This is a genomic window from Streptomyces phaeochromogenes (assembly GCF_001418655.1).
GTDB lineage: Bacteria > Actinomycetota > Actinomycetes > Streptomycetales > Streptomycetaceae > Streptomyces > Streptomyces phaeochromogenes.
Genome location: NZ_LIQZ01000174.1, coordinates 1 through 12,753, shown reverse-complemented (window position 1 = coordinate 12,753; position 12,753 = coordinate 1). Strand labels below are relative to the sequence as shown.

13 protein-coding genes and 1 pseudogene are annotated in these 12,753 nt (G+C 69.9%); 8 read left to right on the top strand and 6 right to left on the bottom strand.

All coding sequences use genetic code 11. The features are described from left to right. Nucleotides 1–91: 91 nt before the first annotated feature. Nucleotides 92–649: a ribosome recycling factor gene (gene frr / locus AOK17_RS23825; protein WP_055614581.1), complete on the top strand. Its 558-nt coding sequence runs from the start codon at nucleotides 92–94 to the stop codon at nucleotides 647–649. Further along, nucleotides 649–1,797, top strand: coding sequence for a phosphatidate cytidylyltransferase (locus AOK17_RS23820; RefSeq protein ID WP_079053241.1), 1,149 nt, complete (start codon nucleotides 649–651; stop codon nucleotides 1,795–1,797). The genes frr and AOK17_RS23820 overlap by 1 nt, the downstream gene beginning before the upstream one ends. A gap of 193 nt (nucleotides 1,798–1,990) precedes the next feature. On the opposite strand, the gene AOK17_RS23815 is transcribed toward AOK17_RS23820, so the two are convergent. Both AOK17_RS23815 and AOK17_RS50825 read right to left on the bottom strand, forming a co-directional pair. Further along, nucleotides 1,991–2,233 carry a hypothetical protein gene (locus AOK17_RS23815; RefSeq protein WP_055614579.1) on the bottom strand — a complete coding sequence of 81 codons (243 nt, stop codon included), beginning with the start codon at nucleotides 2,231–2,233 and terminating at the stop codon, nucleotides 1,991–1,993. Beyond that, nucleotides 2,230–2,367 (bottom strand): hypothetical protein, encoded by a 138-nt coding sequence (locus tag AOK17_RS50825; RefSeq protein ID WP_157881382.1) that lies wholly within the window; start codon nucleotides 2,365–2,367, stop codon nucleotides 2,230–2,232. The genes AOK17_RS23815 and AOK17_RS50825 overlap by 4 nt, the downstream gene beginning before the upstream one ends. Nucleotides 2,368–2,539: 172 nt before the next feature. On the opposite strand from AOK17_RS50825, the gene AOK17_RS23810 reads away from it, so the two are divergent. The 6 genes from AOK17_RS23810 (at nucleotide 2,540) to AOK17_RS23785 (ending at nucleotide 9,380) form a co-directional block, all read left to right on the top strand. Continuing rightward, the gene (locus AOK17_RS23810) at nucleotides 2,540–3,376 is read left to right on the top strand and encodes an ATP-grasp domain-containing protein (RefSeq protein WP_055614578.1); all 837 of its coding nucleotides are present in this window, start codon (nucleotides 2,540–2,542) and stop codon (nucleotides 3,374–3,376) included. A gap of 51 nt (nucleotides 3,377–3,427) precedes the next feature. Continuing rightward, on the top strand, nucleotides 3,428–4,534 hold the full coding sequence (rlmN, locus tag AOK17_RS23805; protein WP_055614577.1) for a dual-specificity RNA methyltransferase RlmN: 1,107 nt from the start codon (nucleotides 3,428–3,430) through the stop codon (nucleotides 4,532–4,534). A gap of 209 nt (nucleotides 4,535–4,743) precedes the next feature. Then, nucleotides 4,744–5,829: a thiamine ABC transporter substrate-binding protein gene (locus tag AOK17_RS23800; RefSeq protein ID WP_055614576.1), complete on the top strand. Its 1,086-nt coding sequence runs from the start codon at nucleotides 4,744–4,746 to the stop codon at nucleotides 5,827–5,829. Continuing rightward, nucleotides 5,805–7,532 (top strand): ABC transporter permease, encoded by a 1,728-nt coding sequence (locus AOK17_RS23795; RefSeq protein WP_079053240.1) that lies wholly within the window; start codon nucleotides 5,805–5,807, stop codon nucleotides 7,530–7,532. Before AOK17_RS23800 ends, AOK17_RS23795 begins: the two co-directional genes overlap by 25 nt. Nucleotides 7,533–7,534: 2 nt before the next feature. Continuing rightward, nucleotides 7,535–8,578, top strand: coding sequence for an ABC transporter ATP-binding protein (locus AOK17_RS23790; protein ID WP_055614574.1), 1,044 nt, complete (start codon nucleotides 7,535–7,537; stop codon nucleotides 8,576–8,578). A 10-nt stretch (nucleotides 8,579–8,588) separates the two neighbouring features. Further along, nucleotides 8,589–9,380: a maleylpyruvate isomerase family mycothiol-dependent enzyme gene (locus AOK17_RS23785; protein ID WP_055614598.1), complete on the top strand. Its 792-nt coding sequence runs from the start codon at nucleotides 8,589–8,591 to the stop codon at nucleotides 9,378–9,380. Between the two features lie 272 nt (nucleotides 9,381–9,652). Here AOK17_RS23785 and AOK17_RS23780 read toward each other — a convergent pair whose 3' ends face one another. From AOK17_RS23780 to AOK17_RS23765, 4 genes and pseudogenes are all read right to left on the bottom strand, one after another. Beyond that, entirely contained in the window at nucleotides 9,653–10,303 is a 651-nt protein-coding gene (locus tag AOK17_RS23780) for an LAETG motif-containing sortase-dependent surface protein (RefSeq protein WP_245697326.1), read from the bottom strand. Between the two features lie 165 nt (nucleotides 10,304–10,468). Then, nucleotides 10,469–11,602, bottom strand: coding sequence for an LOG family protein (locus AOK17_RS23775; RefSeq protein ID WP_055614572.1), 1,134 nt, complete (start codon nucleotides 11,600–11,602; stop codon nucleotides 10,469–10,471). Between the two features lie 24 nt (nucleotides 11,603–11,626). Further along, nucleotides 11,627–12,034, bottom strand: coding sequence for a VOC family protein (locus AOK17_RS23770; RefSeq protein WP_055614571.1), 408 nt, complete (start codon nucleotides 12,032–12,034; stop codon nucleotides 11,627–11,629). Between the two features lie 108 nt (nucleotides 12,035–12,142). Next, nucleotides 12,143–12,753: pseudogene (locus AOK17_RS23765) on the bottom strand (hypothetical protein); the annotation flags it as partial.

Sequence of the window (12,753 nt, the reverse complement as noted above, 5' to 3'; positions counted from 1 at the left end):
GGAACCGTGCAGGAATAAGACGCGACGCAGCCGGCCGCCTACCCGCCAAGGAACCGCAGCCGGGCCTACTCAAGACACGCAGGAGCAAGTGGTGATCGAAGAGACCCTCCTCGAGGCCGAGGAGAAGATGGAGAAGGCCGTCGTGGTCGCCAAGGAGGACTTCGCCGCGATCCGCACCGGCCGTGCGCACCCGGCGATGTTCAACAAGATCGTGGCGGACTACTACGGCGCGCTGACGCCGATCAACCAGCTGGCCTCGTTCTCGGTGCCCGAGCCGCGCATGGCCGTGGTGACCCCGTTCGACAAGAGCGCGCTGCGCAACATCGAGCAGGCGATCCGTGACTCCGACCTCGGCGTCAACCCGAGCAACGACGGCAATATCATCCGGGTGGTGTTCCCCGAGCTGACGGAGGAGCGCCGCAAGGACTACATCAAGGTCGCCCGCACCAAGGCCGAGGACTCCAAGATCTCGATCCGCTCCGTGCGCCGCAAGGCCAAGGACGGCATCGACAAGATGATCAAGGACGGCGAGGTCGGCGAGGACGAGGGCCGCCGTGCGGAGAAGGAGCTCGACGACACCACCGCGAAGTACGTGGCTCAGGTGGACGAGCTGCTCAAGCACAAGGAAGCAGAGCTGCTCGAGGTCTGATGAACGACTCTTCCTGGGGGGCGCCGCCAGAAGCCGGGTACTGGGGGCCGCCTGACCAGGGGCCTGTCCAGGGGGCTGCCCCGGCGGGTCCCGCCTACGATGCGCACAACGCGCAGCAGACTCGCCCCATGCCCATCGTGCCCGACGTACCCGCGCATGGCGGAGACCAGGATGACGACCGGGGGGCTGCTCGGACGGGCGGCCCCCTGTTCCGCGACGAGACGCCTCGGACGCCGCCGCACCAGGATCCGTCCTCTCAGGTGCCGTCCCACCAGTCGCAGAATCCGCAGGAGCCCATGTCCAGCGCCGCACAGCCCGCACCCGCGCCGCCGAAGAAGAGCGCGGGCCGCGACCTGGGCGCTGCCATAGGAGTCGGGGTCGGGCTCGGAGCGGTGATCGTCGCGTCGCTGTTCGTCGTCAAGGCCGCCTTCGTCGGAGTGATAACGGTCGCCGTCGTGGTCGGCCTGTGGGAGCTCACGTCACGGCTCGCGGAGCAGAAGGGCATCAAGGCGCCGCTCGTGCCGCTGGCGGTCGGCGGTGCCGCGATGGTGATCGCCGGATACGTCCGGGGTGCCGAGGGCGCCTGGGTGGCGATGGCGCTCACCGCGCTCGCGGTCCTGGTCTGGCGGATGACGGAACCGCCCGAGGGGTACCTCAAGGACGTCACCGCGGGAGTCTTCGCCGCCTTCTACATCCCGTTCCTCGCCACGTTCGTGGCGATGATGCTCACCGCGGACGACGGTGCGCGTCGGGTGCTCACGTTCCTGCTGCTGGCCGTGGTCAGCGACACGGGCGCGTACGCCGTCGGCTGGCGCTTCGGCAAGCACAAGCTCGCCCCGCGCATCAGCCCCGGCAAGACCCGCGAGGGTCTGCTTGGCGCGCTCGCCTTCGCCATGGTGGCCGGCGCGCTGTGCATGCAGTTCCTCATCGACGACGGCACGTGGTGGCAGGGCCTGATCATCGGCCTCGCGGTCGCGGCCAGCGCCACGCTCGGCGACCTCGGTGAGTCGATGATCAAGCGTGACCTGGGCATCAAGGACATGGGCACCTTGCTGCCGGGGCACGGCGGCATCATGGACCGGCTGGACTCGCTGCTGCCCACGGCTCCGGTCGTGTGGCTGTTGCTCGTGTTGTTCGTCGGCAGCTGACTGTCGGTAGCTGATAGTCGGGAGCTGACACCGAGGCTCGCGGCTCACGGCTTGCGGTTTTCGCGGTACGAGGGGCTCGTCGTCCAACTGGACGGCGAGCCCCTGCCGTATGTCTGCCGTCTGCACGTCTGCCGTATGCACGCCGGATGTCCGGGCCGCTCGCACGGTAGATGCAGCATGCTCTGTGCCGCTGTCAGCCCGTGCCGTATTCGTGTGGTCGGCCGTCCTGCCAGTCCACCCAGTGCGGATCGTCCAGCAGCTCCCACGCGTCCGGCAGGCCCGCGCGGCGCAGGAACTCGATCAGGTCGGCGTCGCTGTGCGCGAGGCCGGCGACCCGGGCGCGGATCGACACCCGGCGACCGCCGGTGCCCGCCGGGCGATGCACGACGATGGGCGCGGTGCCCTCGCCTTCGGGCTGGGACTGTTCGCGGTTCACAGGGCACCGCGGACGGTGTCGGTCGTGGTCGTGGGGGCGGCGGAGGCGCTGGTGTCGTCGGTGCGGCGCAGGCGCCGGACCAGCCGATCGCGGTCACTGCGCTGATGGTCCGGGCGAGACACGTATTCGTACACGAGTTCGATTGTAGGTCCAGGTGTGACCGTTGGGACAGTGCCCGACGTCCTGCGGCATCGGACTCGGGCCCGTTGGCAGCCCGCGACTCCCCGCCTGCCCGGGGCCGTGACCTGCGGGGCGGGTAGGTTTGTCGCACCGCTGAAGGAGATGTGCGATTCAAGGAGACGTGCGATGCCGGACCGCCGTAGGGCTCTGTACGTGACCGATCTCGCCTACCAGGCGCGGGGGCGGCGCTACTGCGACGAGGACATCTTCCTGACCTCCCGACTGCGCGACGACTTCGACGTCGCCCTGTGCCACCCGCTGGACGTCGCCGCGCTGATGGACGCCTTCGACGTCGTCGTGGTCCGCAACAGCGGGCCGGTGCTGCACTACCAGAAGGAGTACGACGCCTTCCGGGAGCGGGCCACGGCCGGCGGCACCCGGGTCTACAACCCGCTGACCGGCCGCGGCGACATGGCCGGCAAGCAGTACCTGCTGGATCTGACCGCCGCCGGACACCCGGTCATTCCCACCGTCGATCGACCCGAGGACCTGCACCTGCTCCCCGAGACCGGCCAGTACGCGGTCAAGCCCAAGGTGGGCGCGGACTCCATCGGCCTGACCTTCGTGCCCCGCGAGCAGCTCGACGGCCTCGCCTACGGCGACATCCTGGTCCAGCCGCGCATCGACTTCCGCTACGAGGTGTCCTTCTACTACGTCGACGACACCTTCCAGTACGCCCTTCACGCCCCCGATCCCGAGCGGCGCTGGGTCCTTGAGCCCTACGAGCCCACCGACGCCGACCTGGCCTTCGCCCGGCGCTTCATCGACTGGAACACCCTCGACCACGGCATCCAGCGCGTGGACGCCTGCCGCACGCAGGAAGGCGCGCTGCTCCTCGTCGAGCTGGAGGACCTCAACCCGTACCTGTCCCTGGACCTGGTCTCCGACCGGACCCGCGACTCCTTCGTGGCGGGCATGACGGAATCGGTCCACCGGTTCCTGGATGCCCGGCCCGGCGGCTGAGACTGCCGGGGGCGCAAGTCACACGAATCGATCTGCGACACTGGTACAGCCATGCCTAAGCCCGGAGAACTCACTTTCGTTGCCCCCCGCGGAGCCAAGAAGCCGCCGCGGCACCTTGCCGATCTCACGCCTGCCGAGCGTAAAGAGGCGGTTGCCGCGGTCGGTGAGAAGCCGTTTCGTGCCAAGCAGCTGTCGCAGCACTACTTCGCGCGGTACGCGCACGACCCGGAGCAGTGGACCGACATCCCCGCCGGATCGCGCGCCAAGCTGCAGGAAGCGCTGCTGCCTGAGCTGATGACGGTCGTGCGGCATCTCTCCACGGATGAGAACACCACCCGCAAGACCCTCTGGCGGCTCTTCGACGGCACGCTCGTCGAGTCCGTGCTGATGCGGTACCCGGACCGGGTCACCATGTGCATCAGCTCGCAGGCGGGCTGCGGGATGAACTGCCCGTTCTGTGCGACCGGGCAGGCCGGTCTCGACCGGAATCTGTCCAGCGCCGAGATCGTGCACCAGATCGTGGACGGGATGCGGGCGCTGCGGGACGGCGAGATTCCCGGTGGCCCGGCCCGGCTCAGCAACATCGTCTTCATGGGTATGGGCGAGCCGCTGGCCAACTACAAGCGGGTCGTCCAGTCCATCCGGGCCCTCACCGACCCGGAGCCGGACGGGCTCGGGCTGTCGCAGCGGGGGATCACCGTCTCCACGGTCGGTCTCGTCCCCGCCATCAACCGCTTCGCCGACGAGGGCTTCAAGTGCCGCCTCGCCATCTCCCTGCACGCTCCGGACGACGAGCTGCGCGACACGCTCGTGCCCGTGAACACGCGGTGGAAGGTGCGGGAAGTGCTGGACGCCGGCTGGGAGTACGCGGCGAAGTCGGGGCGCCGGCTCTCCATCGAGTACGCGCTCATCCGGGACATCAACGACCAGGCGTGGCGCGGTGACCGTCTCGGGCGGCTGCTCAAGGGCAAGCCGGTGCATGTGAACCTGATTCCGCTGAACCCGACACCCGGCTCCAAGTGGACCGCCTCGCGGCCCGAGGACGAGAAGGCGTTCGTCGAGGCGATCGCCGCCCATGGCGTGCCCGTCACCGTCCGGGACACCCGTGGCCAGGAGATCGACGGGGCCTGCGGGCAGCTCGCGGCGACCGAGCGGTAGTCTGGCTGACGTACGTACATCTTCATATTCCGACAGGGGAGCGCCACAGCGCTGAGAGTGCGGGACAGCCCGCAGACCCTCTGAACCTTGCCCAGGTCATTCTGGGTAGGAAGTTCGGTCACTACTCAAGCTGTTGCGCCCTGCCCGGGAACCGATCGAGGTCCCGGGCAGGGCCGCGTCTCTTCCTGGTCACCCCCAGGAGGAATCCAGTGAGCACCACCAGGAAGTTCACGGCCGTGGTCGCGGTCACCGGGCTCGGCCTCGCCGCGCTCGCCGCGTGCGGTTCGTCCGACTCCGGAGACGAGGGCTCCGGGTCCAAGACCGTCACCCTCGTCAGCCATGACTCCTTCGCCTACACCAAGGCCGTACTGAAGGACTTCGAGAAGGAGTCCGGCTACAAGGTCAAGGTTCTCAAGGACGGCGACGCAGGTACGGCCGTCAACAAGGCCATCCTCACCAAGGACAACCCGCAGGGCGACGTCTTCTTCGGTGTCGACAACACGCTGCTGTCGCGGGCGCTCGACAACGGGCTGTTCCAGCCGTACGAGGCCAAGGGCTCGGACCTGATCCTGCCGCAGTACCGGGTCGACCAGGACAAGCACCGCGTCACGCCCATCGACTCCGGTGACATCTGCGTCAACTACGACAAGGCCTACTTCAGCAAGCACAAGCTGGCCCCGCCGACGTCCTTCGACGACCTGATCAAGCCCGAGTACAAGAACCTGCTGGTCACCGAGAACGCGTCCACGTCCTCGCCCGGTCTCGGCTTCCTGCTCGGGACGGCTGCCAAGTATGGCGACGACGGCTGGCAGGACTACTGGAAGAAGCTCAAGGCCAACGGTGTGAAGGTCGTCGACGGCTGGGAGCAGGCCTACAACGTGGAGTTCTCCGGTTCCGCCGGCGGCAAGAAGGCCAAGGGCGACCGGCCACTCGTCGTCTCGTACGCCTCGTCCCCGCCCGCCGAGGTCATCTACGCCGACCCGAAGCCGAAGACCGCGCCGACCGGTGTCGCGGACGGCACCTGCTTCCGCCAGGTCGAGTACGCGGGCCTGCTCAGCAACGCGAAGAACACGAAGGGTGGTAAGGCTCTCATCGACTTCCTGATCACCAAGAAGTTCCAGGACGACATGCCGCTCAACATGTTCGTGTATCCGGTCCGTGAGGTCGCCCAGGTGCCCCCGGAGTTCACGAAGTTCGGCCCGGCCGTCGAGAACCCCGAGACCCTCGACCCCGCCAAGATCGCCGACAACCGCGACGAGTGGGTCAAGTCATGGACCGCGCTCGTACTGAAGTAGAGCCCCGCGCCGAGGCGAAGCCGCCCACGCGCCGGCGTCCGCGTCTCCGTGCGCGCCCCCGTACGCGCCCGCGTACGGGGAGCGCGGCGCGGCTCGCTCTCATGGCCGTGCCCGTCGCGTTCTTCGGGCTCTTCTTCGCCTACCCGGTCGCGGCGATCACGGCACGCGGGCTCAAGATCGACGGGGTCTGGCGGTTCGGGCGGATCGGCGACGTGCTCGCGCAGTCCGACATCCGGCACGTCCTGTGGTTCACGACCTGGCAGGCGCTCGCCTCGACCGCGCTCACGCTGCTGATCGCGCTCCCCGGCGCGTATGTGTTCGCGCGCTTCGATTTCAGGGGCAAGCAGGTCCTGCGGGCCGTCGTCACCGTGCCGTTCGTGCTGCCGACCGTGGTCGTCGGTACGGCGTTCCTGGCGCTCCTCGGCCGCGGTGGGCTCCTGGACGAGCTGTGGGGCGTCCGGCTCGACACGACCGTGTGGGCGATCCTGCTCGCGCACGTCTTCTTCAACTACGCGGTCGTCGTCCGCACGGTCGGCGGCCTCTGGTCGCAGCTCGATCCGCGGCAGGAGGAGGCCGCGCGGGTGCTCGGCGCCTCACGGTTCGCCGCCTGGCGCCGGGTGACGCTTCCGGCGCTCGGCCCGGCGGTCGCCGCCGCCGCGCTCATGGTCTTCCTCTTCACCTTCACCTCGTTCGGCGTGGTGCAGATCCTCGGCGGCCCGACCTTCTCGACCCTCGAAGTCGAGATCTACCGGCAGACCTCGGAGATCTTCGACCTCTCGACGGCCGCCGTCCTCACCCTCGTCCAGTTCGTGGCGGTCGGCGCGATCCTCGCCGTTCACGCGTGGACGGTACGGCGGCGGGAGACGGCCCTGCGCCTGGTCGACGCCTCCGTGACGGCACGACGGCCGCGCGGCGGCGGGCAGTGGGCCCTGCTCGTCGCCGTCCTCGCCACCATCGCCGTCCTGCTGGTACTGCCGCTGGCCGTGCTGGTCGAGCGGTCCCTCGACGCCCCCGGATTCGGCTACTACAAGGCGCTGACCAGCGACGAGGGCGGAATCTTCCTCGTCCCGCCGATCGAGGCCGTCGGCAATTCGCTGCAGTACGCCCTCGCGGCCACCGCCATCGCCCTGCTGATCGGCGGACTCGCGGCAGCCGCCCTCACCCGCCGGGACGCCGGCCGTCTCGTACGGGGCTTCGACGCGCTGCTGATGCTGCCGCTCGGCGTCTCCGCCGTGACCGTCGGGTTCGGCTTCCTCATCGCGCTCGACAAGCCTCCGCTGGACCTCCGGAGCACCTGGATCCTCGTACCGCTCGCGCAGGCGCTGGTGGGCGTCCCGTTCGTCGTACGGACCATGCTGCCCGTACTGCGGGCGGTGGACGGACGGCTGCGCGAGGCGGCGGCGGTGCTCGGGGCCTCGCCGTGGCGGGTGTGGCGCGAGGTCGATCTGCCGATGGTGCGGCGGGCGCTGCTGATCGCGGCCGGGTTCGCCTTCGCCGTGTCGCTGGGCGAGTTCGGCGCGACCGTCTTCATCGCGCGGCCCGACAACCCGACGCTCCCGGTCGCCGTGGCACGGCTGCTCGGGCGGGCCGGAGAGCTCAACTACGGGCAGGCCATGGCACTTTCGACGATCTTGATGGTGGTGTGCGCGGTGGCGCTGCTCGTTCTCGAACGCCTTCGCACCGACCGGACCGGGGAGTTCTGACCATGCGCGACGCAAAGCTCGAACTCGTTGGCGCCACCGTACGTTTCGGTGGGCGGGCCGTGCTCGACTCCGTCGGGCTCGATGTCGCCGAGCACGAGATCGTGAGCGTGCTCGGCCCCAGCGGCAGCGGCAAGTCGACGCTGCTGCGGGTCGTCGCGGGGCTCCAACCCCTGGACGAGGGCCGGGTGTTCCTGGACGGCCGCGACCTCCACGGCGTGCCCGCGCACAAGCGGGGTGTCGGCCTGATGTTCCAGGACCACCAGCTGTTCCCGCAGCGCGACGTGGGCGGCAACGTGGCCTTCGGGCTGCGGATGCACGGCGAGTCGAAGGGTCAACAGGCCGTACGCGTAAGGGAGTTGCTGGATCTCGTGGGGTTGCCCGGCGCCCGCGAGCGGGCCGTCGCCTCCCTCTCAGGTGGTGAACAGCAGCGCGTCGCGCTCGCCCGGGCCCTCGCGCCCCGCCCCCGGCTGCTCATGCTCGACGAACCCCTCGGCCAGCTGGACCGCTCGCTGCGTGAGCGGCTGGTGGTCGAACTACGGCAGCTGTTCGGCGAGTTGGGCACCACCGTGCTCGCGGTCACCCACGACCAGGGGGAGGCGTTCGCGCTCGCCGACCGGGTCGTCGTGATGCGGGACGGCCGGATCGCCCAGTCCGGTACGCCACTTGAGGTCTGGCAGCGCCCGGCCGACGCGTTCGTGGCCCGCTTCCTCGGCTTCGAGAACGTGACCGCGGCGACCGTCAGCGGGGAGGCCGCGGACACGCCCTGGGGCAAGCTGCCGGTGCCCTCGGACGCCCGGCAGGGCGAGGTCGACCTGCTCGTCAGGCCCGCGGGCGTACGCCTCGTACCGGCGGCGGAGGGGCTGCGCTGCACGGTGGCCGCGCGGACCTTCCGGGGTACCCATGTCGCCGTACGCCTGCAGCCCGAGGGCGCGCCGTGGCTGGAGGCGGCGTGTGCGCTGCGGGACGCGCCGGAGACGGGGGACGAGGTCGGGGTGGCGTTCGACGCGGCGGAAATTGTCGTACTCGGGGGTGCCCGAGGAGCCTAGGGTGCGGCTCATGACGCTACTCGGGCACGACCGCTACTGCGACGAAATCGTCGGGCAGACCGCGCTGCTGAGGTCGCACCTCGCCGGAGCCGACCTCGGCGCGACCGTACCGACCTGTCCGGACTGGACGCTGCGGCAGCTCGCCGTGCATGTGGGGGAGGCGCATCGCTGGTCCGAGCACATCGTGCGGACGAGGATGACGAAGAACGTGCCGGTCGAGCACGTGGCCCACGTCGGAGGGCCGGAGAGCGACGACCCCGCCGCCCTGGACGCCTGGCTCGCGGAGGGCGCCGAGAAGGCCGCGGAGACCTTTCGTTCCGCCGGGGCCGAGACCGCCGCCTGGTCCTGGGCCTGGGAGCACACGGCCGGGTTCTGGGCGCGGCGCATGACCCACGAGACGGTGATCCACCGGGCCGACGCGGCGATCGCCGCGGGGGTGACGTACGAGGTGGAGCCGGAGTTCGCGGCCGACGCGATCGACGAGTGGCTGCAGATCGTGCGGTTCGCGCAGGAGAAGTATCCGAGCGATGCCGCGACGGAACTGCGCGGAGCGGGCCGCAGTATCCACCTCCACGCCACCGACGCCGAGCCCGGCCTGGACGCCGAGTGGCTCATCGAGTTCGAGGACGAGGGGATCGGCTGGCGGCGTGGGCACGAGAAGGCGACCGTTGCGCTGCGGGGGCCGCTCACCGAGGTGATGCTCGCCTTCTATCGCCGGATGGCGCCGGACGGAGGGCGGTTGGAGGTGCTGGGGGAGCGGGAGTTGCTGGACTTCTGGCTGGAGCGGGCGACGTTCGGCTAGCCGCCGGTTGGTTGATGAGTCTGCGGGTCGGTCTGGGGTGCTCGCGCAGTTCCTCGCGCCCCTGAAAAGCCGTTGGTCGAGGCTCGTTTGCCAGGTGCGGGTCGGTCGTGGTTGCCCGCGCAGTTCCCCGCGCCCCTAAAAGATTGCGCAGTTCCCCGCGCCCCTGAGAGCGGGGCTGCGCCCGCGCTTGCAGACGCGTGGGAAACGGGCGTGGCCCGCCCCCTCGTACGGGGACGGGCCACGCCCGGTGGACTGGGTCGACCGGGTGGTGCTCAGTGGCTGTTCGTCGCGCCGCGGCGGCGCAGGGCGAACATGACGCCGGCGCCGGCCGCCACGAGCGCGGCGGCTATTCCGGCGATGGCACCGGTGTTGGAGCTGGAGCCGGTCTCGGCGAGGTTCGAGTCGCCGCCCGCGGGAGACGGGATGCTGCCGCCGGCCGGGGTGCTCTCCGACTCCGAGGGCTCCGAGGGCGCCGGGGACTCGGGCTTCGCGGTGACCGGCGAGGACGGCTCGTCGGACGGGGACGGGGTGGCCGAAGGCGTCGACGGCTCCTCGGACTTGCAGGCCTCGGACGGAGTGACGAGGTTCGGCTTGATGTCCTCGTCGACCTGCTTGCCGGCCTTGACGTGGATCCGGTACTCCGCGTTCGGCTTCCAGTCCTCCGAGAAGTCGATGGTCACGCCCTCACGGGAGCCCTTGACCTCCTGGGTGCCGACGAGCTTCTCGTCCGCGCCCTTGGACTCCAGGAAGACCGTGACCGTGGCCGCGACGCCGGTCGGGTCCTTGTCGGTGACACTGATGACACCCTTGGCGCCGTCGCACTTGGCGACGGCCGAGAACTCACTGATGTTGCAGGCGAGCGCGTTGCCGGCGAGGCCGAGCGTGAGCGCGGCCGAGGCGGAGGCAACTCCGAGAATGCGCACGGAACGTGCGGTACGGCGAGATATGGACACGATTGCCCTTCACGGGATGCACAAACGAGGGGGGTGGGGGATTGGCTGCGAAGAAACAGCAATCCCAGACGCCTCACAGGTTTATTGGCCCACGTCTCGGGTTGTCAATCCGTCTGTCCGTCTTGACCCTCGGCTTTAGCTTTCATTTACATGAGCCAACCGGATGAGCGCCTCCGGTGCCTCCTCGATCCGGTCGACCAGCGCGATCCGGGACTCCATCGAGCGGTCCCGGGCGAGCGCCTGGAGCAGGGGCCAGGTGGGCAGTTGCTCGGTCCAGTGTGCCCGGTTCACCAGCACCATCGGGGTGGGTTCGCCGCGGGACTCGTAGTAGTTGGGGGTCGCGTTGTCGAAGATCTCCTGGACCGTGCCGGCGGCGCCGGGCAGGAACACCACACCCGCGTTCGAACGAGCCAGCAGGCCGTCCTCGCGCGTGGCGTTGGCGAAGTACTTGGCGATGTGCGAGGCGAAGGCGTTCGGCGGCTCGTGCCCGTAGAACCAAGTGGGGATGCCGACAGAGGTGTTGCCCTTCGGCCAGCGCGTACGCACCTCGAAGGCGGCGCGCGCCCAGTCGGTCACCGACGGCACGAACGACGGTGACCCTGCGAGGAGTTCGCACGCCTCGTGCAGCATGGTGTCGTCGTACGGGGCCGCGTACGCGCCGAGGTTCGCCGCCTCCATCGCGCCGGGGCCGCCGCCCGTCGCCACCGTGAACCCGGCGCGCGCGAGCGCACGGCCGAGCCGGGCGGCGCTGTCGTACGCGTCCGTCCCGCGCCCGAGCGCGTGGCCGCCCATCACGCCCACCACCCGCGTGCCGCGCAGGAGTTCGTCGAGGGCGTCGGAGATCGCGTCGTCGTGGACGGAACGCAGCATCGACGCGTAGATGTCGCCGTCGGTCTTCGTCTGCTGGAACCAGGCGTACGCGAGAGCGTCCGGCGTCTCCTCGTACCCCTTGTCGAGCGCGGCGAACAGCTCGTCAGGACGGTAGAGGTGACCGCGATACGGGTCGAAGGGCAGGCCGGGGAGCGGTGGGAAGACCAGGGCGCCGTCGGCACGGAGCTTCGCCGCGGCGTTCTCCCGCATCGGGCAGCCGAGGAAGACGGCTCCGGTGGCGTCGCTCGCCAGCAACTCCCTTGTACGGTCCGTCAGATCGACGCACTGGACACGGAAGCCGACGAGGGTGCCGCGGGACGAGACGACTGCGTCGAACTCCTCCAGCGTCTCGATCTCACGGTCGTTGTGGTGGGCCGCATGGGCGGGGCTCGTCTGCACCCGCCCATGCTAAGCACGGCCGGTTCAGCCCTGAATCGCCGCCGGGTCCATCCACATGACCTCCCAGGTGTGGCCGTCCGGGTCGTCGAAGGCGCGGCCGTACATCTGGCCGTAGTCCTGGGTCTCGCCGCTCGCCGAGCCGCCCGACGCGATCGCCTTGTCGACGAGCTCGTCCACCTTCTCGCGGCTCTCGGCGCTCAGACAGATCAGCACCTCGCTGGTCTTCGTCGAGTCCGCGATCTCCTTCTTCGTGAAGTCCGCGTAGCGCTGCTTGTTCAGCAGCATCGCGACGATCGTGTCGCTGATCACGACGGACGCGCAGTTCTCGTCCGAGAACTGCGGGTTGATCGTGTAGCCGAGCTCCGTGAAGAACTTCTTCGAGGCGTCGACGTCGTTCACAGCCAGGTTCACGAAGATCATCTGCTGGTACATGTCCGGTCTCCCGTCGCGTGATGTGCTGTTCGGAGGGGTAGACCGGGGGGCCGTCGAAAAGTCATCGGCGTCCCGCGAACTTTTTCGGGAGAGTACTCCGGGCAGCCGTCAGCGGGTCAGGGGCAGTGCGGCCAGCTCCGCGACCGCCCAGGTCAGCGGGCCGAAGACGGCGAGCAGGGCGCCCGTGCGGAGGGCGGCGGCGCTGCGCAGCGCCGTGGCGGGCGCCCCGAGCCGCAGCAGGGCGGCCGTTGTGTCGGCGCGCGCGTTCCTCGCCTCCACCGCGGCGGTCATGAGCGTCGCGACGGCGCATCCCACGACGAGCAGCGCGCCCAGGGTGGTGAGCGGCCCCACGTCGGGGCGCGCACGGCCGTAGAGCACGGCCATGGCGTACGCCCCTGACGCCACCGCGCACACCACACCGAGCGGGCGCCCGATGCGGGCCGCCTCCTCCATGAGTACGCGTCCGGCGAGCAGCCGCAGCGCGCCCGGCCGCACCGCCTGGAGCAGCCTGCCGCAGAGGTGCGTGATCGCGGGCCCGGCCAGCGCGAGACCGAACGCGGTGAGCGCCCAGCCGACCAGCACACCGAGGGGCCCGACGTTGAAGCCGCCCGGCAACTCGGGTCCCGCGAGGGCCGGGGACGTACGGCCGGCGTACGTCTCCACGGCGAGCCCGGCCGCGAGCACCGCGGCGCCCCAGGGGAGGCCGGAGGGGGTGGGGA